We start from the raw sequence: 18,163 nt of genomic DNA, 5'->3' as shown, positions 1-18,163 counted from the left end.
GTAGCGTCGGTGCTGTCACTACAGGTGTAGTCGGATACAGGAGGAGCCATGACAGGAGCCATGACACAGTCCGAGCGGGTCGTCGTGATCGGCGGCGGCATCGGAGGCCTGACCGCCGCGGTGGCCCTGCACCGGCGCGGCCTGCACGTCACCGTGCTGGAGCGCGCCCCCTCACTGGAACCGGTCGGCGCCGCGATCTCCCTCGCGCCCAACGCCCTGCGCGCACTGGACGTCATCGGCCTCGGCGACGAGATCCGCGACCTCGCCGCCTGGTCGGGGGACGGGGGGCTGCGCACCCCCCGCGGGCGGTGGCTGTCCCGCTCCTCGTCCGAAGCCGCCGCCGCGCGCTTCGGCGGCCCGCTCGTGCTGCTGCCCCGCGCCACCCTGATCGAGCGTCTGGCCGCCCTGCTCCCGGCGGGCGCCGTCCGCACGGGCACCGCCGCGGCCCTCGCCGACAGTGGAGGCCCCGGCCGGGCGGCCCGCGTCACCGCGGCGGACGGCGACCTCGAAGCCGACCTGGTGGTCGGCGCGGACGGCGTCCGCTCGGCCGTGCGCGGCGCGCTCTTCCCCCGGCACCCCGGGCCCGTCTACTCCGGCTTCACCACCTGGCGGGTCCTGACCCGCGTCCCCGGCGTCCGGTTCGCCTCGCACGAGACCTGGGGCCGGGGCCGCATCTGGGGCACCCATCCCCTGAAGGACGGCCGCGTCTACGCCTACGGCGCCGCCCTGGCCCCCGCCGGCGGCCGGGCGCCCGACGACGAGAGGTCCGAGCTGCTGCGCCGCTTCGGAGACTGGCACGACCCGATCCCCGCCGTGCTCGCCGCCGCCCGGCCCGAGGACGTCCTGCGCCACGACGTCCACCACATCGCCGAGCCCCTGCCCGCCCACCACCACGGCCGGGTCGCGCTGCTGGGCGACGCCGCGCACGCCATGCCCCCGAACCTCGGCCAGGGCGGCAACCAGGCGATCGAGGACGCCCTCGTGCTCGCCCACCACTGCGACGACCTCGCCGCCTACACCGCCGCCCGGCTGCCGCGCACGACCGCCATCGTCCGCCAGGCCGTGCGGGTGGCCCGGCTGAGCCTCATGAGCGGCCGGACCGGCACCGTCCTGCGGGACACGGCCATGGCCGCAGTGTCCAAGGCCGGCCCGGCCCTCTTCGTGCGCAGCTTCGACGGCATCGCGGACTGGGCGCCCCCACAGCGGCCGTATGCTTCCGGGCAGACCCCGGCAGGCAACCGTTAGAGGAGACCCCGTGAAGGTCGGCTGCATCGGACTCGGCGACATCGCGCAGAAGGCCTACCTTCCGGTCCTCGCCTTCCGGCCCGAGGTGGAGCTGCACCTGCAGACCCGCACGCCCGCCACGCTCGACCGGGTCGCCGAGGGCCTGCACATCCCGCCGCAGCGGCGGCACACCACCCTCGACTCCCTGCTCGCCGCGGACCTCGACGCGGCCTTCGTGCACGCGCCCACGCCGGCGCACCCGGAGATCGTGACCCGGCTGCTGGAGGCCGGCGTCCCGACGTACGTCGACAAGCCGCTCGCCTACGCGCTGGAGGACTCCGCGCGGCTGGTGGCGCTCGCCGAGGAGCGGCGGGTGAGCCTCGCGGTCGGCTTCAACCGGCGCCACGCCCCCGGCTACACGCAGTGCGCGGACCATCCGCGCGAGCTGATCCTGATGCAGAAGAACCGCATCGGGCTGCCGGAGGAACCCCGCGCGATGATCCTCGACGACTTCATCCACGTCGTCGACACCCTGCGGTTCCTGGTGCCGGGCGAGATCGACGACGTGACCGTGCGCGCCCGCGTCCGGGACGGGCTGCTGCACCACGTGGTGCTCCAGCTCGCCGGGGACGGTTTCACCGCGCTCGGCGTGATGAACCGGCTCAGCGGTTCCGCCGAGGAGATCCTGGAGGTGTCCGGGCAGGACACCAAGCGCCAGGTCGTCAATCTCGCCGAGGTCGTCGACCACAAGGGCCAGCCGACCGTGCGGCGGCGCGGGGACTGGGTGCCGGTGGCCCGGCAACGCGGGATCGAGCAGGCCGTGCTCGCGTTCCTGGACGCGGTCCGGGCGGGCAGGGTGCTCAGCGCCCGGGACGCGCTGGAGACCCATGAACTGTGCGAACGGGTGGTACGCGCGGTTCAGGAGCGGAGCGCCTGAGCCGCAGGGTCCGCGCCCCCTCGCCGGCGGCCCACAGGGCGAGGACGACCATCGCCGCGTGCACCGTCCAGTCGCCGTGGCGGACGTAGGGCGTGGTGCCGTGGGCGAGCGGGATCTCGTAGACCCGCGTGGCGGAGGCGTCCGTACCGAGCCACGATCCGACGCGCTGTCCGTCCGGGCCGTAGACGGCGGAGACGCCCGTCAGGGTCGCGTGCACCATGGGGCGGCCGGTCTCGGCGGCGCGCAGCGCGGCGAGCGAGGCGTGCTGCCCGGGGGCCCAGCTGTGCTGGAACGAGGAGGTCGACGACTGGCCGATCAGCACGTCGACGCCCTCCCGCGTGAGGTGCCGGGTCATGTCGGGGAACGCCGTCTCGAAGCACACCAGCGGTCCGGCGCGCAGCCCGTCACCTATGTGCATCACGACCGGCTGCGAGCCGCGCCTGCGGTCCTCGCCCGCGGCCTTCCCGACGGAGGTCGCCCAGCCGAGCAGGGAACGGGCGGGGATGTACTCGCCGAAGGGGACCAGGCGCATCTTGTCGTAGCGCTCGCCGGTCGGGCCGTCGGGCCCGACCAGGACGGAACTCTTGTAGATGCCGGGCACATCGGAGCGCCGGGCGTCCACGTTGACCAGGATGTCGGCGCCCGTCGCGCGGGACAGCTCCGCCAGCCGCCGCGCCAGGTCGGGGCGGTCGTCGAGGTCGAAGCCGACGCTGCTCTCGCCCCAGACGATCAGGTCGAGGTCCTGCCCGGCGAGCCGGCGGGTCAGCTGCTCCTCGCGGGCGAACCGGTGGTCCGGGCCCGCGACGACGCCCGGCTGTACGACGGCGAGCCTGATCTGGCCGTCGACGGCGGGGCGCGGCGAGAAGGTCCAGGCGGCGGAGGTGGCGGCGGCCGTGACGACCAGACCTGCGACCGCGGGCACCCGGGCCCGGCGGACCGCCACGAGGACGGCGACGGCGACGTTGACGGCCACGAGCAGGTAGCTGAGCAGCCACACCCCGCCGACCGAGGCGAGCCGCAGCGCGGCCTCGACCTGCCACTGGCTGCTGCCGAGCATGCCCCAGGGTCCGCCGAGGCCCTGCCAGGACCGCACCAGCTCGACGGCCAGCCAGCCCGACGGCAGCACCGACAGCGCCACCGCGACCCGGGCCGGGGAGGGGGCCCCGCCGAGGAGACGACGCACCAGCCAGCCCCATGGGGCCCACAGGGCACCGAGGAGGGCGGCGAGGACGACCGTGAACACGTGCAGGCTCGGCAGCAGCCAGTGGTGCATGGCCAGCATGAAGCCCAGGCCCGCGCACCAGCCGTCGTACGCGGCCCGTTTTCCGGTCGGCGCGGTGCGCACCAGCAGGAGCCAGGGGACCAGCGCGACGTAGGCCCACCACCACAGGGACGGTGCGGGGAAGGCGAGGACGGGCAGGGCGCCCGCGACCGCCGCGACCGCCGAGCGGCGCCAGGGGGAGGTGAGCCAGTGGCCGAGCGTCTTCATAGGCGGCTCCTACCCGCGGGTGCCTCCAGTGTGCGCCCCGGGGACGATCTAGGACACGGGACGCCGGGTCAGTTGACCACAGGTGCCGTCCGCGGCTCGGGAAGGCGCCGCCACTTCTCCCGCACGACCACCTCGCTCAGCCGCCAGCCGTCGTCCGTGCGCAGCAGCGCGAAGGCGTACCGGCCGCCGCACACGAAGTCGGGGGCGGGCCCCGTGGTGGCCATGGGATTGACGTAGTCGGCCTGGACCTCGGCCGTGTCGCCGGTGTCCTGCTCCCAGATCCCGAAGCGCACCCGCCGGTTGACGATCAGATGCTGCCGCATCAGGAACAGGCGCAGGCTCTCCGCGAGCCACCCGGCGACCGCCCGGGCCTCGCCCTCGATGCCGCCCGCCGACCGGTAGTCCGCCCGTCCCCGCGGGGCGAACAACTGCCGGTAGGCCTCCCAGTCGCCGTCGTCGACCGCCACCGCGTAATCGGTGATCAGACTGTCGACGGCCAGCCGGTCCCTCACGGTGGCGAGCTCCACACGCTGCGTCATCGCCCCAGTGTTGGGCATGGCGGGGGGAGGGCCAAGGGCCGTGCGCACGCGATATTCGGTGGCCGCCGGGGGGCGCCGGGGCCCAGCCTGTCCTTCGTGAACGATGTGAACGACGTATACGACGTGAACGGTGTCAGCGAACGGACCGAACCGAGATTCCGCATAAGGGCCCGCCACACCGAGTCCACCCTCACCGTCTACCAGGCCTACCGCCCGGAGATCGGCGGCCCCGCCGCCCGCCACGGCCGCTTCCCGTCGTCCTGGAAGCGGGAGCGCATGACCTGGGTCAAGCCGTCGTTCCTGTGGATGATGTACCGCTGCGGCTGGGGCACCAAGGAGGGGCAGGAGACGGTCCTGGCGATCGAGATCGACCGGGAGGGCTTCCACTGGGCCCTGCGCAACGCCTGCCTGTCCCACTACGTCCCCGCCCTGCACGGCGACCAGGCGAACTGGAAGCGGCAGTTGAGGCGGGCGCCGACGCGGGTGCAGTGGGATCCGGAACGGGATCTGCGCCTCGAGCCGCTGCAGCACCGGTCGCTCCAGCTGGGACTGGCGGGGGAGGCGGCCGCGCGGTACGCGGACGAGTGGATCGTGGGGATCGAGGACGTCACGCCGCTCGCCTCGGAGATCCACGCGCTGGTGCGGGCGGGTCAACTGGAGTCGGCGGCGGCCCTGTTGCCCGAGGAGCGGCCGTACGACGTCGACGACGAGGTGCTGGCGTCCCTGCGCCCCTGAGGGCGGCGGGGATCAGGCCGCTGCGACGACCGCTCCTCGCATCGCTGCCGCCCACTCGACGACGAGCAGCTCGTACTCCGCGCGCTCCTCGGCCGACAGGGTGCCGCCCGTGCGCTGCCACAGCGCACGGATCTCGTCGTTGACCTCGGCAGCGGACCGCACGGAACCAGGGGTCACGAATTCGGGGGACATGCGGACAAGCCTAGGGGCAGCCACTGACAGCCCGCTACCGGACGGCTACCCGATCGCTATGCGGTTGGTCACGAGACCCCGGTCACAGACCCCCCGGGTCAGCCCGCCGACTCGGCCGCGTGCGGGCTCAGGGCACCCACGCTGACCAGGACGATGATGAGGATGCCGAGCGCGATGCGGTAGTAGACGAACGGCATGAAGCTCTTGGTCGAGATGAACTTCATGAACCAGGCGATCACCGCGTATCCGACCCCGAAGGCGATGATCGTCGCGAAGATCGTCGGGCCCCACGAGACATGGCCGCCCTCCGTGGCGTCCTTGAGCTCGAACACGCCGGAGGCGAGCACCGCGGGGATGGCGAGGAGGAAGGAGTAGCGGGCCGCGGCCTCACGCTTGTACCCCATGAACAGGCCGCCGCTGATGGTGGCGCCGGACCGGGAGACGCCCGGGATGAGCGCCATGGCCTGGCAGACGCCGTAGATGAGGCCGTCCCGGACGCCCAGGTCCTCAAGTGCCTTGCGCTGCTTGGGCGCGCGGTGCTTGCCGCCGCTCTCGTCGCGGGCTGCGAGCCGGTCGGCGATGCCCAGGACGATGCCCATGCCGATCAGCATCGTCGCGGTGATCCGCAGGTCGCGGAACGGCCCCTCGATCTGGTCCTTCAGCGTCACGCCGAGCACGCCGATCGGGATCGAGCCGACGATCACCAGCCAGCCCATCCGGGCGTCGGGATCGCTGCGCAGCTCCTTGTTGGTGAGCGAGCGCGTCCACGCCGAGATGATCCGCCCGATGTCCTTGCGGAAGTAGATCAGCACGGCGGCCTCGGTGCCGATCTGCGTGATCGCCGTGAAGGCCGCGCCCGGGTCCTTCCAGCCCGAGAAGGCCGCCGTCAGCCGCAGGTGGGCGCTGGAGGAGACGGGAAGGAACTCGGTCAGCCCCTGGACGAGTCCGAGGATGAGTGATTCGAACCAAGACATGAGGTAGCGGAGTCCAAGTGCCGATCGTGGGACGGACGACGGGCGCACCGGACCGCCGTTGCGGGGAACGGGGGATCATGTGCGCCGAGGGGGAAGCGTAGCGCCCCCGGACGGCCGCCCGGACACAGGGGTTTGGAAGCCGCTCCCGAGCTGCGGCGATCAGGCCGCGGTGGGTCCGGTCACCGTCCAGCCGGGCACCTGGGGGCGGGCCGTGAGGTCTTCGTGGCGCACCTCTTCGCCGCACGCCCGGCAGGTGACGGCGGGGGCGAGGGCCTGGCCGCAGGAGTGCTCCAGGACCATCGGGCGCTCGCCGTCCGGCCGCAGATGGCGGTCGCCCCAGGCCATGAGGGTCATCAGCACCGGCTCCAGCTCCAGCCCCGCCCGGGTCGGCCGGTACTCGAAGCGCTGCGGGCGCTCGCTGTAGAGGTGCTTGGCCAGGATCCCGGCGTCGACCAGCCGGCGCAGCCGGGTGGCCAGGATGTCGCGCGGGGCGCCGATGTTGCGCACCAGCTGGTCGAAACGGCCGTTGCCCAGGCACACCTCCCTCAGCACGAGCAGCGAGTACTTCTCGCCGACGAGCGCCAGGGTGTCGGCGATGGAGCAGGGGCGCGGGTCTTTGCGAGCGGCCATGGGGGTCAGTCTAAGAGAGGGTTGGAATTTCCAACCCTGCGGGCTACGGTGAGTTCGGATTTCCTACTCACCAGTAGTCGTGGAGGCCCGCACATGCGTGACGCAGTCATCGTCGAAGCCGTACGCACCCCGATCGGCAAGGGCAAGCCGAACGGCTCCCTGGCGCACGTCCACCCCGTGGAGGTCCTCGCCCACACCCTGCGCACCCTCGTCGAACGGTCCGGCATCGACCCGGCCCTGATCGACGACGTCATCGGCGGCACCGTCGACCAGGTCGGCGAACAGGCCATGAACACCACCCGCTACGCCGTGCTGTCGGCGGGCTTTCCCGAGTCGGTGCCCGCGACCACCGTGGACCGCCAGTGCGGCTCCTCCCAGCAGGCCGTGCACTTCGCGGCGCAGGGCGTCCTCTCGGGCGCGTACGACCTCGTCGTCGCCTGCGGGGTGGAGTCGATGAGCCGGGTGCCGATGTGGTCCAACGTGCCCGCAGGGGCAGACCCCTTCGGTCCCGGAGTCGCCGAGCGCTACCCGGAGGGGCTCGTCCCGCAGGGCATCAGCGCCGAACTGATCGCCGCGAAGTGGTCGATCGGCCGCGAGCAGATGGACGACTTCGCCGTCTCCTCCCACCTGAAGGCCGCCGCGGCCTGGGAGGCCGGGCTCTTCGACGCCGAGGTCGCGCCGCTGGAGGGGGTCGCGCGCGACGAGTGCGTCCGGCCCGGCAGCACCACCGAGATCCTCGCCGGGCTCAGGCCCGCCTACCACGACCCCGTCTTCGCCGAGCGCTTCCCGCAGATCGAGTGGAACGTCACCGCGGGCAACGCCAGCCCGGTCAACGACGGCGCCTCGGCGGTGCTCATCACGTCGAGCGAGACGGCGGCCCGGCTCGGGCTGCGCCCGCTCGCCCGGCTGCACAGCTTCGCCGTCACCGGCTCCGACCCGCTGCTGATGCTCACCGGCGTGATCCCGGCGACCGAGAAGGTGCTGCGCAAGGCGTCCCTGACCCTCGACGACATCGACCTGTTCGAGGTCAACGAGGCGTTCTCCAGTGTCGTCCTGGCCTGGCGTCAGGAGACCGGCGCGGACCTCGCCCGGGTCAATGTGCACGGCGGCGCCATCGCGCTCGGCCACCCGCTCGGCGCGAGCGGTACCCGTCTGACGACCACGCTCGTGCACGCGATGCGGGAACGGGGCGCCCGGTACGCGCTCCAGACCATGTGCGAGGCGGGCGGCCTCGCCAACGCCCTGGTGCTGGAACGGGTATGAACCGGGCGGGCTGAGCGCCCGTCAGAGGCGGCGCAGCTGGTGCCGCTTGCGCCAGGCCACCACCACGCCCGCCAGCGCCGGCAGGGCGATGCACGCCAGGGCGATCAGGAAGGCGGGAGAGGTGGGGGCGGAGGCCCGGGCACCAGCGACGGCGTAGGCGGCGGTGTTCGGGATCGAGCCGAGCGCCGTGGCCAGCAGGAACGGCAGCAGGCCCATACGGGAGACGGAGGCGCAGTAGTTCGCGGCCCAGAACGGCACGCCCGGGAACAGCCGCACCGCCAGCATCGAGCGGAAGCCGTGCCGGCTGAGCTGGCCGTCCGCGGCCTTGAGCCAGCGCCCCCGCAGCAGCGGCCGCAGGGCGTCCTGGCCCAGCGCCCGGCCCAGGCAGAAGGCGATCCCGGCGCCGAGCACCGTGCCCGCCAGCGCGACGCCGAGGCCCAGCTGCGAACCGAACAGCGCGCCGGCCGCGAGGTTCAGCAGCGGCCTCGGCACGAACGCCACGGTGCACACGCCGTACGCCACCGCGAACACCAGCGCCGCGGCGGCTCCGCCGAGCTGGGCCGGCAGACCCTCCGTCAGCAGCCGCTGCGGCTCGAACAGCAGCACCCCGCACCCGCCCGCGGCGAGCAGCACGGCGAGCAGGGACAGCCGCGACCACGGCGAGAGCAGGACTCTCGTGCAGCGGGCGGCGAAACGGGTCGGTACGGCGGTCGAGGCGGTCGGTGCCGGGGGGACGGCGACGGCGAGCTCCGCGGCGGTGGCCCGGGGAGAGGCCGTGGCGGTGCCCCCAGAGCGGGTGGTGGCATCGAGCATCCGGTGACACTAACCGACAAATGTGTGTGATCGCCGTATGGTTCGTCTCACGAGCGTCACAGCCGGCGGTGCGCAAGCCCGTGTGCAGGCCAGTGCGCGAGCCCGTGCGCGGACCCTTGCGCCGAAAACCATTCGACGTGCGATGACGCGTCGGCAAGGATCGACGACATGTTCCGGCACGCCTTCACCCTCGCCGCATCCGTGGTCACGGATGCCCCGAAGGCTGCCGTCGCCGTTCTCACGGCCGTCGCCGACGGCGCCCGAAGCTGACCCTCTCCGGTTCGTCCGGCGGACCCCGCAAGGGGAGGGTCGGGCAGGTCCTCGGGGTCCCACGCTCTTCTCCGCCGATCAGACGCTTCGAGGTACCGCCATGTCCAAGACGGCCTACGTCCGTACGAAACCGCATCTCAACATCGGCACGATGGGTCATGTCGACCACGGCAAGACGACCCTCACGGCCGCCATCACCAAGGTCCTCGCCGACCGGGGCAGCGGCGCCTTCGTGCCGTTCGACCGGATCGACCGGGCGCCCGAGGAGGCGGCGCGCGGCATCACCATCAACATCGCGCACGTCGAGTACGAGACCGACACCCGGCACTACGCGCACGTCGACATGCCGGGCCACGCCGACTACGTCAAGAACATGGTCACCGGCGCCGCGCAGCTCGACGGGGCGATCCTCGTCGTCTCCGCGCTGGACGGGATCATGCCGCAGACCGCCGAACACGTCCTGCTCGCGCGGCAGGTGGGCGTCGACCACATCGTGGTCGCCCTCAACAAGGCCGACGCGGGCGACGAGGAGCTGACCGACCTGGTCGAGCTGGAGGTCCGCGACCTGCTCACCGCGCACGGCTACGGCGGCGACTCCGTGCCCGTCGTCCGTGTCTCCGGCCTGAAGGCCCTGGAGGGGGACCCGCGCTGGACGGCGTCGATCGAGGCGCTGCTCGACGCGGTGGACACCTACGTTCCGATGCCGGAGCGGTACCTGGACGCGCCGTTCCTGCTGCCGGTCGAGAACGTCCTGACCATCACCGGGCGCGGGACCGTGGTGACCGGGGCGGTCGAGCGCGGCGTGGTGCGCGTCGGGGACCGGGTCGAGGTGCTCGGGGCCGCCGTCGAGACGGTGGTCACCGGGCTGGAGACCTTCGGCAAGCCGATGGAGGAGGCGCAGGCCGGGGACAACGTGGCCGTGCTGCTGCGGGGGGTGCCTCGGGATGCCGTCCGGCGCGGTCATGTGGTCGCGGCGCCCGGGAGTGTGGTGCCGAGCCGGCGGTTCACGGCGCGGGTGTATGTGCTGTCCGCGCGTGAGGGCGGGCGTACGACGCCTGTCTCCAGTGGGTACCGGCCGCAGTTCTACATCCGTACGGCGGATGTGGTGGGGGACGTCGACCTGGGGGACGTGGCCGTGGCCCGGCCCGGTGACACGGTGGTGATGACCGTGGAGCTGGGGCGGGACGTGCCGCTGGAGGCGGGGCTCGGGTTCGCCGTCCGTGAGGGTGGGCGAACCGTGGGGGCGGGGACCGTGACCCTGGTGGGTTGAGGTCGTCGGGGGACCGCGGGGCCGTGGTGGCCGGCCGCGTGGTTCCCCGCGCCCCGAAGGGGGATCGCCCCTGCACAATGGCGGGGTGAAGGATCCCATTCCCGTGACCAGAGTCACCGATCACGGCACCGCCAAGCTCATGCCCGACGTCGACCGGGACCGGGCCTGGCTGCTGACCGTGGACGGGGCGCCGCAGTCCTACGTCGATCTCGACGAACCCGCGCACCTGGAGTTCGAGTACACGCGGCGGCTCGGTCATGTGCTGGACGTCGTGGCCGAGCCGGGGCGGGCGCTGGACGTGGTGCATCTGGGGGGCGGGGCCCTCACATTGCCCCGGTACGTGGCCGTGACCCGGCCGGGCTCACGGCAGGACGTCGTCGAGGCCGACCGGGGACTGCTGGAGCTGGTGTCGGAGCATCTGCCGCTGCCGCGGGGCGCGCGCATCGCCCTGCACGCGGCGGACGCACGGAACTGGCTGGAGCACGCTCCCGCCGCCTCGGCGGACGTTCTCGTCGCGGACGTCTTCACCGGGTCGCGGGTGCCGGCGCACCTGACCTCCGTCGCCTACGTCCGTGAGGCCGGGCGGGTGCTGCGGGACGGCGGGGCGTACCTCGCCAATCTCCCCGACGCCGCGCCGTTCGCCTTCCTGCGGTCGCAACTCGCCACGCTGGCCACCGTCTTCGGGGAGCTCGCGCTCATCGCCGAGCCGGGCGTGCTGCGGGGGCGGCGGTTCGGGAACGCGGTGCTCGTGGCCGGGCGCCGGCCGATCGACGTCGCCGCCCTGGCCCGGCTCACGGCCTCCGACGCCTTCCCGGCCCGGGTCGAACACGACGCCGCGCTGCGGGAGTTCGTCGGCAGCGCGCGGGCGGTGCGGGACGAGGACGCCGTGCCCTCACCCGAGCCCCCCGAGGGGGCGTTCGGCATCGGCTGACGTCCGCGCGGTGCCGCCCCGGGCCACCGGTGTGGTCGTGCGGCGCAGGTTGCGGACGTCCGGGACACACAGCACGGCCGCCGTGACCAGGACGACGAGGCCCGAGCAGCCCCACAGGGCGGCTGTGCGGCCGAAGGCCTCCTCCGTCGGTCCCGCCACGGCCGTGGCGAGGGGGACCAGCGCGACCGAGCCGAACCAGTCGTACGCCGAGACGCGGGAGAGCTTGTGCTCGGGGATCTCCTGGTGCAGGGCCGTCATCCAGGACACCCCGAAGACCTCCACCGTCGCTCCGGCGAAGAACATCACCGCGAACAGGACGCCCACCGGCACCGGGACGGCGAGGGCGGCCGAGGGCAGGGCCAGTGGGAACACGCACAGGGTGCCGGCGAGGAGCAGCCGGCGGGGCTTCCAGCGGGTCATCAGCAGGGCACCGGCGACCGTGCCCGCGCCGAACGCGCCCAGGGCGAGGCCCCAGGGACCCGCGCCGCCGAGGTGGTCGCGGGCGACGAGCGGGCCGTAGACCGCGTCGGCGGCGGCGACGACCGCGTTGGCGACGGAGAACTGGACGACGATGCCCCACAGCCAGGGGCGGCCGGCGAACTCCTTCCAGCCGTCCCGCAGATCGGCCAGCAGACCGCCGCCCGGAGCCCGGGGCGGGATGTGGCCGACGTCGAGGAAGGCACGCAGCGCCCCGGCGAGCGCGAAGGCCGCCGCGTCCGCCGCGAGCACCCAGCCGGGCCCGATCGCCGCGACCATGGCGCCGCCGAGCGCGGCACCGCCCAGGGCGGCGCCCTGCATGGCCATCCGGAACACGGCGAAGGCGCGCCCCGCGTTCTCGCCCTCGACCGAGGACATCAGCATGCCCTCGGCGGCCGGGCCGAAGAACGCCTGGCCGGTACCGCCCAGGGCGGCGAGCAGCATCATGTGCCACAGCCGGGGCTCCCCGGCCAGCACCAGGGCGGCGAAGGCGGCCTGCGAGAGGCAGTTCAGGACGTTGGCCGCGACCATCACGCGGTGCCGGGGCAGACGGTCGGCGACGGCGCCGCCGATCAGCAGGAACAGCACCAGGGGCAGGGTCCGCGCCGCCGCCACCAGACCGATGTCGCCACCGTCGCCGCCCGCTTCCAGCACCGCGAACGCCCCCGCGACCAAGGCGCCGTTACTGCCCAGGCCGGTGATCACCGCGGCGGCGGTCAGCAGGGAGTGGTTGCGGCCGGCGCGGCCGGGTCTGCGGGGGCTCCGGGAGGAGGCGGTGGGGGATGTCACCGGGTGACTATCCCTGCCGGTGGCCCGCTCCGCCAAACGATTTCCCAGGACAGGAGCGGGCCGTTCCGTCCGCGTCAGCCTCCGGTCGGCTCGCCGTGCAGGCGGACCGTGCTGAGGATCTTCATGATGGTCTTCTCGGGCACCTCGCCCTTGACGCCTTTGGCGCCGAAGAGGCTCCAGGCGACGAAGTCACCGGCGGAGTTCTTGAAACCGAAGGTGACCGCCTTGCCGTCGCTCGCGCACTTGCCCTTGTCGGGAGTGTTCTCCGAGTGCGCCCAGGCGACGCTGCCCTTCACGCCCGAGGCGGTGGTGTAGGGCTTGGCCTTGGCGTCGGCCTTGACGCTCTTCCTGTCCGGCTGCGTGTAGCCGCCGTACACCCACCAGGCCACCTGGTTGACCGCGACCTCGTCGGTGTTCTTGGCGCCGTCGGCGCCCTTGGTGCCGGCTCCGGCCAGGGACTCGGTCTCGGACCTGCCGTCCTTGTTGTCGTCGCTCGTGCACCACTTGGACTTGTAGAACGCCGGTGCCGACATGATGATCAGCGCCTTGCCGTCGTCGGACTTCTCGTCCTCGAAGAAGACGGACGAGGTGGGGGAGGCCACCTCCCAGTCCGCGGGAACGTCGAAGGCGGTGCCCCACTTGGGGTTGACGACGACCTTCCAGCCCTTGACGGTGGGCTGCTCCGCCTCGCCGCCGCGGGGGTTGTCGCCCGTGGCGGGGGCGCTCGGCTCCTCGGCCGACGGACTCGACGACGCCTTGCCGGTCTTGCCGCCGCCGTCCGCCGTGTCGTCCTTGTCGCCGCCGAGCACCAGGAAACCGGTCACACCGGCGGCCACGACCACCGCGGTGGCGGCGATGATCGCGACCAGCTTCGTCCGGTTCTTGCCGCCGCCGCCCTGCGGGGGCTGCGGCGCTCCGGCCGGAGCCGGAGTGCCCCACTGCGGCTGCTGCCCATAGGGGTTGGGCTGCTGCTGGTATCCCGGCTGCTGGTACGGATTCGGCTGCTGGTACCCCGGCTGCTGGTACGGGTTGTTCCCTTGCGGGTTCTGCTCGCCCCCGGGCGGCTGCTGTCCTGGCCACATGGGCAGCCACCCTAGCCGCGCTCCGGACACGATTCGGTCACCGCCCGTGGACAGAGGCGTAGCAACCCCTGGGTACGCGGCGGTGCGGCCGGTGGAGTACGGGTCGGTGCGGCGGTCGTCACACCTCCCTGGTCAGCCCTCTCTACTCGTGAGTAACATGCGGTCATGAGCGCAGAGCAGATGTCCATCGGCGAGATGCTCGCCGCCACCGTGCCCATGGCCCGGACCCTGAACCTCGAGTTCCTGGAGACCTCGCCGGAGCGTGCGGTGGTGTCGCTGCCGGACCAGAGCGAGTACCACAACCACGTGGGCGGCCCGCACGCCGGAGCGATGTTCACGCTGGGCGAGTCCGCGAGCGGGGCGATCGTGCTGGCCGCGTTCGGTGACCAGCTCTCGCGTGCCGTGCCGCTCGCGGTCAGTGCCGAGATCTCCTACAAGAAGCTGGCGATGGGCGCCGTGACCGCGAAGGCCACCCTCGGCCGCCCGGCCGCCGAGGTCGTCGCGCAGCTGGACGCCGGGGAGCGTCCCGAGTTCCCGGTGGCCATCGCCATCCAGCGGGCCGACGGCGCCGTGACCGGCGAGATGACCGTGGTGTGGACCCTGCGGCCCAACGGCTGACCCCACCCGCGAGTATGCGTGACCCCGGCCCGGTGCCGGGGTTTTCGCATGCCGGGCAGTCCTGCCACGGCGCCCCGGGCGTGCGCCGTCCGGTTCCCCGAGGGCGGCCCGCAGCCGCGCCACGAACTGAGCGGCACCTCCAGGGGGAGATTTCGTGGACCGATCGCCTTTGTGCGCACACAACTTGGCGTCCCTGAGTGGCAGCATTTTCGAAAGCCGGTGCGGATACCGCCGGTAACCAATCTGAATTCGCCGCGTTTTGAACATGGGTCATCCGAACTCCTTGTTACCTGTGAGTCGTGTGTGCGAAAGTGAGCCGCCTCACACCGAGTCCGCAGCAGATGCGGCACAGGTATGCACCAATCACCCCCTGCTTTCCGACGGACGCGCCATTCGCATGCCGTTCCGCGGCTGGAAGGACATGGTTCCGTGCACTCCCCCCACCCCCCACGGCCGCCGTACTCGCCACGCCCCGGAGCGGGGCCCGCCGAGTCCGACCGCAATCTCCTCGCCCGGGTCGGCGAACCGGATGAAGGGCCGCACGCCGTCGCGCTGTTGCTGGCGCGGCACTGGCGCGCGGTCTACGAATACGCCGTGATCTGCCTGGCCTCCGCTGAGGACTCCGCGTCGATGGCGGCAGCCGCCGCCTTCCGCGGGGAACTGGCCGGGCCGGGCGCCGGCGCCCTGCGTCCCCGCCTGCTGACGGCCGTCCGGGAGACCGTCGGGACATGGGCCGCCGACGACGGCATTTCCCATGTCCTGCCGGAACTCCGCAAAACCGTCGGCGCCCGCGGTCTGCGCGCCGCCCGGTCCAGTACGCCCGAAAGGCGACGTCTCGCCGAGCGTGCTTTCCACGGCCTTCCGGCGGCCTCCCAATGCCTGCTGTGGCACACCGAGGTCGAAGCCGAACCCATATCCGTACCGGCTGGTCTGGTGGGGGTGGACACCGCCATCGCGTCGGCAGCGCTGGAAGAGGCCCGCGAGCAATTCCGGGCGGGGTGCGTACGAGCGCACCGGGAACTCGCGCCGACGCGGGAATGCCGCTACTACAACCGTCTGCTGGACGTTCCCATGCGTCGCGGCGGGGCCCTGCTGCCCGATGTGCAACGGCATCTCATGGCCTGCCGCTACTGCCGTCACGCCGCCGAACAACTCAGCCATTTCGAAGGCGGTCTTGAAGAGCTGCTCGCCGAGACGGTGCTCGGCTGGGGCGCCCGCCGCTACCTGGAGTCACGGCCGGGTCGCGACGGGAACCGGGGCATCACGCCCCCCGGCGGACGCCACCGCCTCCGGACGCGTGCCCTGCCTGTCCACGGCCGTCCCGGACCGTCGAGGAGGCACACCAAGGCGCTGGCGGCCGCGGTCGGGGTGACCTCCCTCGTCCTGCTCGCGACCCTGCTCGCCGCCCGGGGCTGGACGGAGGAGAACGGCACCACCGGCCCGCAGGCCACCTGGGGCGCGGTCAGCGGCCACTCCGTCCGCCCGGACGGCGGGGGATCCTCGCCCGCGGGCCCGGATGCCGCGAACTCCTCGTCCGGGGCTCCGGCCGGCGGGGCCCCGTCCGTCGGCCCGCCCTCGGCCGCCTCCGTCGGCAACCCCGCAGAAGTGGCGCGCGGGCGGCTGCGCAACCTCGGCGCCGGGCTGTGCCTCGACGTCCGGGGCGGCCGTATCCGGGCCGAAGCCCCCGTCGCCCTGGCCGCCTGCTCCGCGAGCGGGTCCCAGCGCTGGTCGTACCAGGACGACGGTGTCCTGCGCAGCGCCGCCGACCCCACCCTGTGCCTCGGCTCCGACGCGACCGACGGCTCGGTCGTCCTGGCCGGGTGCCTCGTGCACGCCGGAGTCGTCCGCTACGACCTGACCGTGCGCGGCGAGCTCCTGCCGCGCGGCAGCAGGGGACGGGCCGTGGCTCCCGGGAAGGACCGGGACGTCGTCGTCACCGGACGCGACGGATCCGCGGCCCAGCGCTGGGCCCTGGAAACGGTGCCCGGTCCCGAGGGGCCGGGGGAGTCACGGCACAAGCGCGCCGAGGACCCTCCACGGGAGAGCCGGCGCGAGCAGGGGCGGCAGCCCTACGGCGACGCCTCGCCCGGTATCCGGCCCAGCCCGCCCCACACCCGGCCCGAGGAGCCGCCGCAGGAGCGGTACGAGCCGCGGTTCGCGGAGGTGGACTGCTGCGAGGAGGCACCGTCCGGTGCCGAGGACACCGAAACCGGGTCCGGCCCCGGCGTCCTCGACACGGTGACCATCACCCTGGCGGACACCGTGACGGACACGGTGACGGCCCTCCCCGCCGTCACCTTGCCGTAGGAACAGGGGGCGCCGTCGCCGTTGAGGTGTCGTCCTGCGGGCGGGCCGCCCGCCGGGGTACGGCTGCCCGGGGTCCGAGCCGCCGTCGGCAACACCTCCCGCGCTGCGGCCGGCCGCAAGAGCCGGCGGCTGATATCGAGCGGGTCCGGGCATCGCCGAGAGGCGCCAGGCATTGAACCGGACCACACTGGTACTCCTCCTGAGGCCGCCCGCAGAACCCAGGGAGTCGCTCATGCCCGAGGCCCCGCGCCGGGACTGCAGGACCGCACCGACCGAGGAGGAACTGCGCACGCTGGACGCCCACTGGCGGGCCGCCAACTACCTGGCGGCCGGTCAGATCTACCTGCTGGCGAACCCGCTGCTCACCGAGCCGCTGCGGCCCGAGCACATCAAGCCGCGGCTGCTGGGCCACTGGGGCACCTCACCCGGGCTCAACCTCGTCCACACCCACCTCAACCGGGTCATCAAGGCCCGCGAGCTGGACGCCCTGTGCATCTGGGGCCCGGGTCACGGCGGGCCGTCGGTCCTGGCCAACTCCTGGCTGGAGGGCAGCTACAGCGAGAAGTACCCGGACGCGAGCCGGGACGCGCGCGGCATGGAGCTGCTCATGCGGCAGTTCTCCTTCCCCGGCGGGGTGCCCAGCCACGTCGCCCCCGAGGTGCCCGGCTCGATCCACGAGGGCGGCGAACTCGGCTACTCCCTCGCCCACGCCTACGGCGCCGCCCTCGACCACCCGAACCTGCTCGTCGCCTGTGTGATCGGCGACGGCGAGGCGGAGACCGGCCCGCTCGCCGGGTCCTGGCACGCCAACAAGTTCCTCGACCCCGTCCACGACGGTGCCGTCCTGCCGATCCTGCACCTCAACGGCTACAAGATCGCCAATCCGACCGTCCTCGCCCGTCTGCCGCAGGACGAACTCGACGCGCTGCTGCGCGGCTACGGCCACGAGCCGATCCACGTCTCCGGCGACGATCCGGCCACCGTCCACCGCGCGATGGCGCAGGCCATGGACACCGCCCTGGACCGTATCGCCGAGGCTCAGCGCGCCGCCCGTGAGGAGGGCGTGACCGGGCGCCCGCACTGGCCGGTGATCGTGCTGCGCACCCCGAAGGGCTGGACCGGCCCGGCCGAGGTCGACGGCGAACCCGTCGAGGGCACGTGGCGCGCCCACCAGGTGCCGTTGTCCGGCGTCCGCGACAACCCCGACCATCTGCGGCAACTGGAGTCCTGGCTGCGCTCCTACCGGCCCGAGGAGCTGTTCGACGCGGAGGGCCGTCCCGTCGCGGACGTCCTCGCCTGCGTCCCCGACGGCACCAGGCGCCTTGGCGCCACCCCGTACGCCAACGGCGGACTGCTCGTCCGCGACCTGCCCGTCCCGCCGCTGGACGAGTTCGCCGTCCCCGTCGACAAACCCGGCACGACGCTGCACGAACCGACCCGGGTCCTCGGCGACCTCCTCGCCCGGATCATGAGCGACACCTCCGACCGCCGCGATTTCCGCCTGGTCGGCCCGGACGAGACCGCCTCCAACCGGCTCCAGGCCGTCTACGACGCCAGCGGGAAGGCCTGGCAGGCCGGGACCCTGTCCGTGGACGAGCACCTGGACCGGCACGGCCGGGTGAT

General features: G+C 73.0%; 17 protein-coding genes. 9 read left to right on the top strand and 8 right to left on the bottom strand.

Features of this window, described 5'->3' with window-relative positions:
• Positions 1-60 precede the first annotated feature (60 nt).
• Positions 61-1,245 carry an FAD-dependent oxidoreductase gene (locus tag AB0I06_RS32530; RefSeq protein WP_363122455.1) on the top strand — a complete coding sequence of 395 codons (1,185 nt, stop codon included), beginning with the start codon at positions 61-63 and terminating at the stop codon, positions 1,243-1,245.
• A gap of 10 nt (positions 1,246-1,255) precedes the next feature.
• On the top strand, positions 1,256-2,161 hold the full coding sequence (locus AB0I06_RS32525) for a Gfo/Idh/MocA family oxidoreductase (protein WP_363122454.1): 906 nt from the start codon (positions 1,256-1,258) through the stop codon (positions 2,159-2,161).
• On the opposite strand, the gene lnt is transcribed toward AB0I06_RS32525, so the two are convergent.
• Both lnt and AB0I06_RS32515 read right to left on the bottom strand, forming a co-directional pair.
• Positions 2,085-3,650, bottom strand: coding sequence for an apolipoprotein N-acyltransferase (gene lnt, locus AB0I06_RS32520; RefSeq protein ID WP_363122453.1), 1,566 nt, complete (start codon positions 3,648-3,650; stop codon positions 2,085-2,087). The genes AB0I06_RS32525 and lnt overlap by 77 nt on opposite strands.
• Before the next feature lie 68 nt (positions 3,651-3,718).
• Positions 3,719-4,189: a nuclear transport factor 2 family protein gene (locus AB0I06_RS32515; protein ID WP_363122452.1), complete on the bottom strand. Its 471-nt coding sequence runs from the start codon at positions 4,187-4,189 to the stop codon at positions 3,719-3,721.
• Positions 4,190-4,294: 105 nt separating this feature from the next.
• On the opposite strand from AB0I06_RS32515, the gene AB0I06_RS32510 reads away from it, so the two are divergent.
• Positions 4,295-4,924 carry a DUF4291 domain-containing protein gene (locus AB0I06_RS32510; protein ID WP_363122504.1) on the top strand — a complete coding sequence of 210 codons (630 nt, stop codon included), beginning with the start codon at positions 4,295-4,297 and terminating at the stop codon, positions 4,922-4,924.
• Between the two features lie 12 nt (positions 4,925-4,936).
• Here AB0I06_RS32510 and AB0I06_RS32505 read toward each other — a convergent pair whose 3' ends face one another.
• From AB0I06_RS32505 to AB0I06_RS32495, 3 genes are all read right to left on the bottom strand, one after another.
• Complete coding sequence (locus AB0I06_RS32505) at positions 4,937-5,116, bottom strand: hypothetical protein (protein ID WP_363122451.1); 180 nt, start codon at positions 5,114-5,116, stop codon at positions 4,937-4,939.
• A gap of 98 nt (positions 5,117-5,214) precedes the next feature.
• Positions 5,215-6,090, bottom strand: coding sequence for an undecaprenyl-diphosphate phosphatase (locus tag AB0I06_RS32500; protein ID WP_363122450.1), 876 nt, complete (start codon positions 6,088-6,090; stop codon positions 5,215-5,217).
• Between the two features lie 159 nt (positions 6,091-6,249).
• Positions 6,250-6,720: a helix-turn-helix domain-containing protein gene (locus tag AB0I06_RS32495; protein ID WP_363122449.1), complete on the bottom strand. Its 471-nt coding sequence runs from the start codon at positions 6,718-6,720 to the stop codon at positions 6,250-6,252.
• A gap of 93 nt (positions 6,721-6,813) precedes the next feature.
• On the opposite strand from AB0I06_RS32495, the gene AB0I06_RS32490 reads away from it, so the two are divergent.
• Positions 6,814-7,983 (top strand): thiolase family protein, encoded by a 1,170-nt coding sequence (locus AB0I06_RS32490; protein ID WP_363122448.1) that lies wholly within the window; start codon positions 6,814-6,816, stop codon positions 7,981-7,983.
• Between the two features lie 21 nt (positions 7,984-8,004).
• Here the strand turns inward: AB0I06_RS32490 and AB0I06_RS32485 are convergent, their stop codons facing one another.
• Complete coding sequence (locus AB0I06_RS32485; protein ID WP_363122447.1) at positions 8,005-8,796, bottom strand: VTT domain-containing protein; 792 nt, start codon at positions 8,794-8,796, stop codon at positions 8,005-8,007.
• A 370-nt stretch (positions 8,797-9,166) separates the two neighbouring features.
• On the opposite strand from AB0I06_RS32485, the gene tuf reads away from it, so the two are divergent.
• Positions 9,167-10,336: an elongation factor Tu gene (gene tuf / locus AB0I06_RS32480; RefSeq protein WP_363122446.1), complete on the top strand. Its 1,170-nt coding sequence runs from the start codon at positions 9,167-9,169 to the stop codon at positions 10,334-10,336.
• 85 nt (positions 10,337-10,421) lie between these two features.
• Positions 10,422-11,267 (top strand): fused MFS/spermidine synthase, encoded by an 846-nt coding sequence (locus AB0I06_RS32475; protein ID WP_363122445.1) that lies wholly within the window; start codon positions 10,422-10,424, stop codon positions 11,265-11,267.
• Here AB0I06_RS32475 and AB0I06_RS32470 read toward each other — a convergent pair.
• Both AB0I06_RS32470 and AB0I06_RS32465 read right to left on the bottom strand, forming a co-directional pair.
• A complete protein-coding gene (locus tag AB0I06_RS32470) occupies positions 11,229-12,533 on the bottom strand; it encodes an MFS transporter (protein ID WP_363122444.1) in 1,305 nt (434 codons plus the stop codon). The two genes, AB0I06_RS32475 and AB0I06_RS32470, sit on opposite strands and share 39 nt — an antisense overlap.
• 74 nt (positions 12,534-12,607) lie before the next feature.
• Complete coding sequence (locus tag AB0I06_RS32465; protein ID WP_363122443.1) at positions 12,608-13,615, bottom strand: hypothetical protein; 1,008 nt, start codon at positions 13,613-13,615, stop codon at positions 12,608-12,610.
• A gap of 165 nt (positions 13,616-13,780) precedes the next feature.
• On the opposite strand from AB0I06_RS32465, the gene AB0I06_RS32460 reads away from it, so the two are divergent.
• From AB0I06_RS32460 to AB0I06_RS32450, 3 genes are all read left to right on the top strand, one after another.
• Complete coding sequence (locus AB0I06_RS32460) at positions 13,781-14,233, top strand: DUF4442 domain-containing protein (RefSeq protein WP_363122442.1); 453 nt, start codon at positions 13,781-13,783, stop codon at positions 14,231-14,233.
• A gap of 429 nt (positions 14,234-14,662) precedes the next feature.
• Positions 14,663-16,540 carry an RICIN domain-containing protein gene (locus tag AB0I06_RS32455; protein WP_363122441.1) on the top strand — a complete coding sequence of 626 codons (1,878 nt, stop codon included), beginning with the start codon at positions 14,663-14,665 and terminating at the stop codon, positions 16,538-16,540.
• 232 nt (positions 16,541-16,772) lie between these two features.
• Positions 16,773-18,163, top strand: a 1,391-nt coding sequence (locus AB0I06_RS32450; protein ID WP_363122440.1) for a phosphoketolase family protein, incomplete at its 3' end; no start/stop codon positions are given.

Origin of the sequence: Streptomyces sp. NPDC050674 (genome assembly GCF_040654575.1) — a bacterium.
In the GTDB taxonomy this organism is placed as follows: Bacteria; Actinomycetota; Actinomycetes; order Streptomycetales; family Streptomycetaceae; genus Streptomyces.
The sequence above is the reverse complement of the archived record's forward strand: the minus strand, read 5'-3'. Positions and strand labels throughout refer to the sequence as shown.

Excerpts from the sequence above, each read along its gene's own strand:
- AB0I06_RS32485 (WP_363122447.1), bottom strand. The coding sequence starts at position 8,796 with ATGCTCGATGCCACCACCCGCTCTGGGGGCACCGCCACGGCCTCTCCC.
- AB0I06_RS32500 (WP_363122450.1), bottom strand. The coding sequence starts at position 6,090 with ATGTCTTGGTTCGAATCACTCATCCTCGGACTCGTCCAGGGGCTGACC.
- AB0I06_RS32495 (WP_363122449.1), bottom strand. The coding sequence starts at position 6,720 with ATGGCCGCTCGCAAAGACCCGCGCCCCTGCTCCATCGCCGACACCCTG.
- tuf (WP_363122446.1), top strand. The coding sequence starts at position 9,167 with ATGTCCAAGACGGCCTACGTCCGTACGAAACCGCATCTCAACATCGGC.
- AB0I06_RS32460 (WP_363122442.1), top strand. The coding sequence starts at position 13,781 with ATGAGCGCAGAGCAGATGTCCATCGGCGAGATGCTCGCCGCCACCGTG.
- AB0I06_RS32505 (WP_363122451.1), bottom strand. The coding sequence starts at position 5,116 with ATGTCCCCCGAATTCGTGACCCCTGGTTCCGTGCGGTCCGCTGCCGAG.
- lnt (WP_363122453.1), bottom strand. The coding sequence starts at position 3,650 with ATGAAGACGCTCGGCCACTGGCTCACCTCCCCCTGGCGCCGCTCGGCG.
- AB0I06_RS32530 (WP_363122455.1), top strand. The coding sequence starts at position 61 with ATGACACAGTCCGAGCGGGTCGTCGTGATCGGCGGCGGCATCGGAGGC.
- AB0I06_RS32490 (WP_363122448.1), top strand. The coding sequence starts at position 6,814 with ATGCGTGACGCAGTCATCGTCGAAGCCGTACGCACCCCGATCGGCAAG.
- AB0I06_RS32465 (WP_363122443.1), bottom strand. The coding sequence starts at position 13,615 with ATGTGGCCAGGACAGCAGCCGCCCGGGGGCGAGCAGAACCCGCAAGGG.
- AB0I06_RS32515 (WP_363122452.1), bottom strand. The coding sequence starts at position 4,189 with ATGACGCAGCGTGTGGAGCTCGCCACCGTGAGGGACCGGCTGGCCGTC.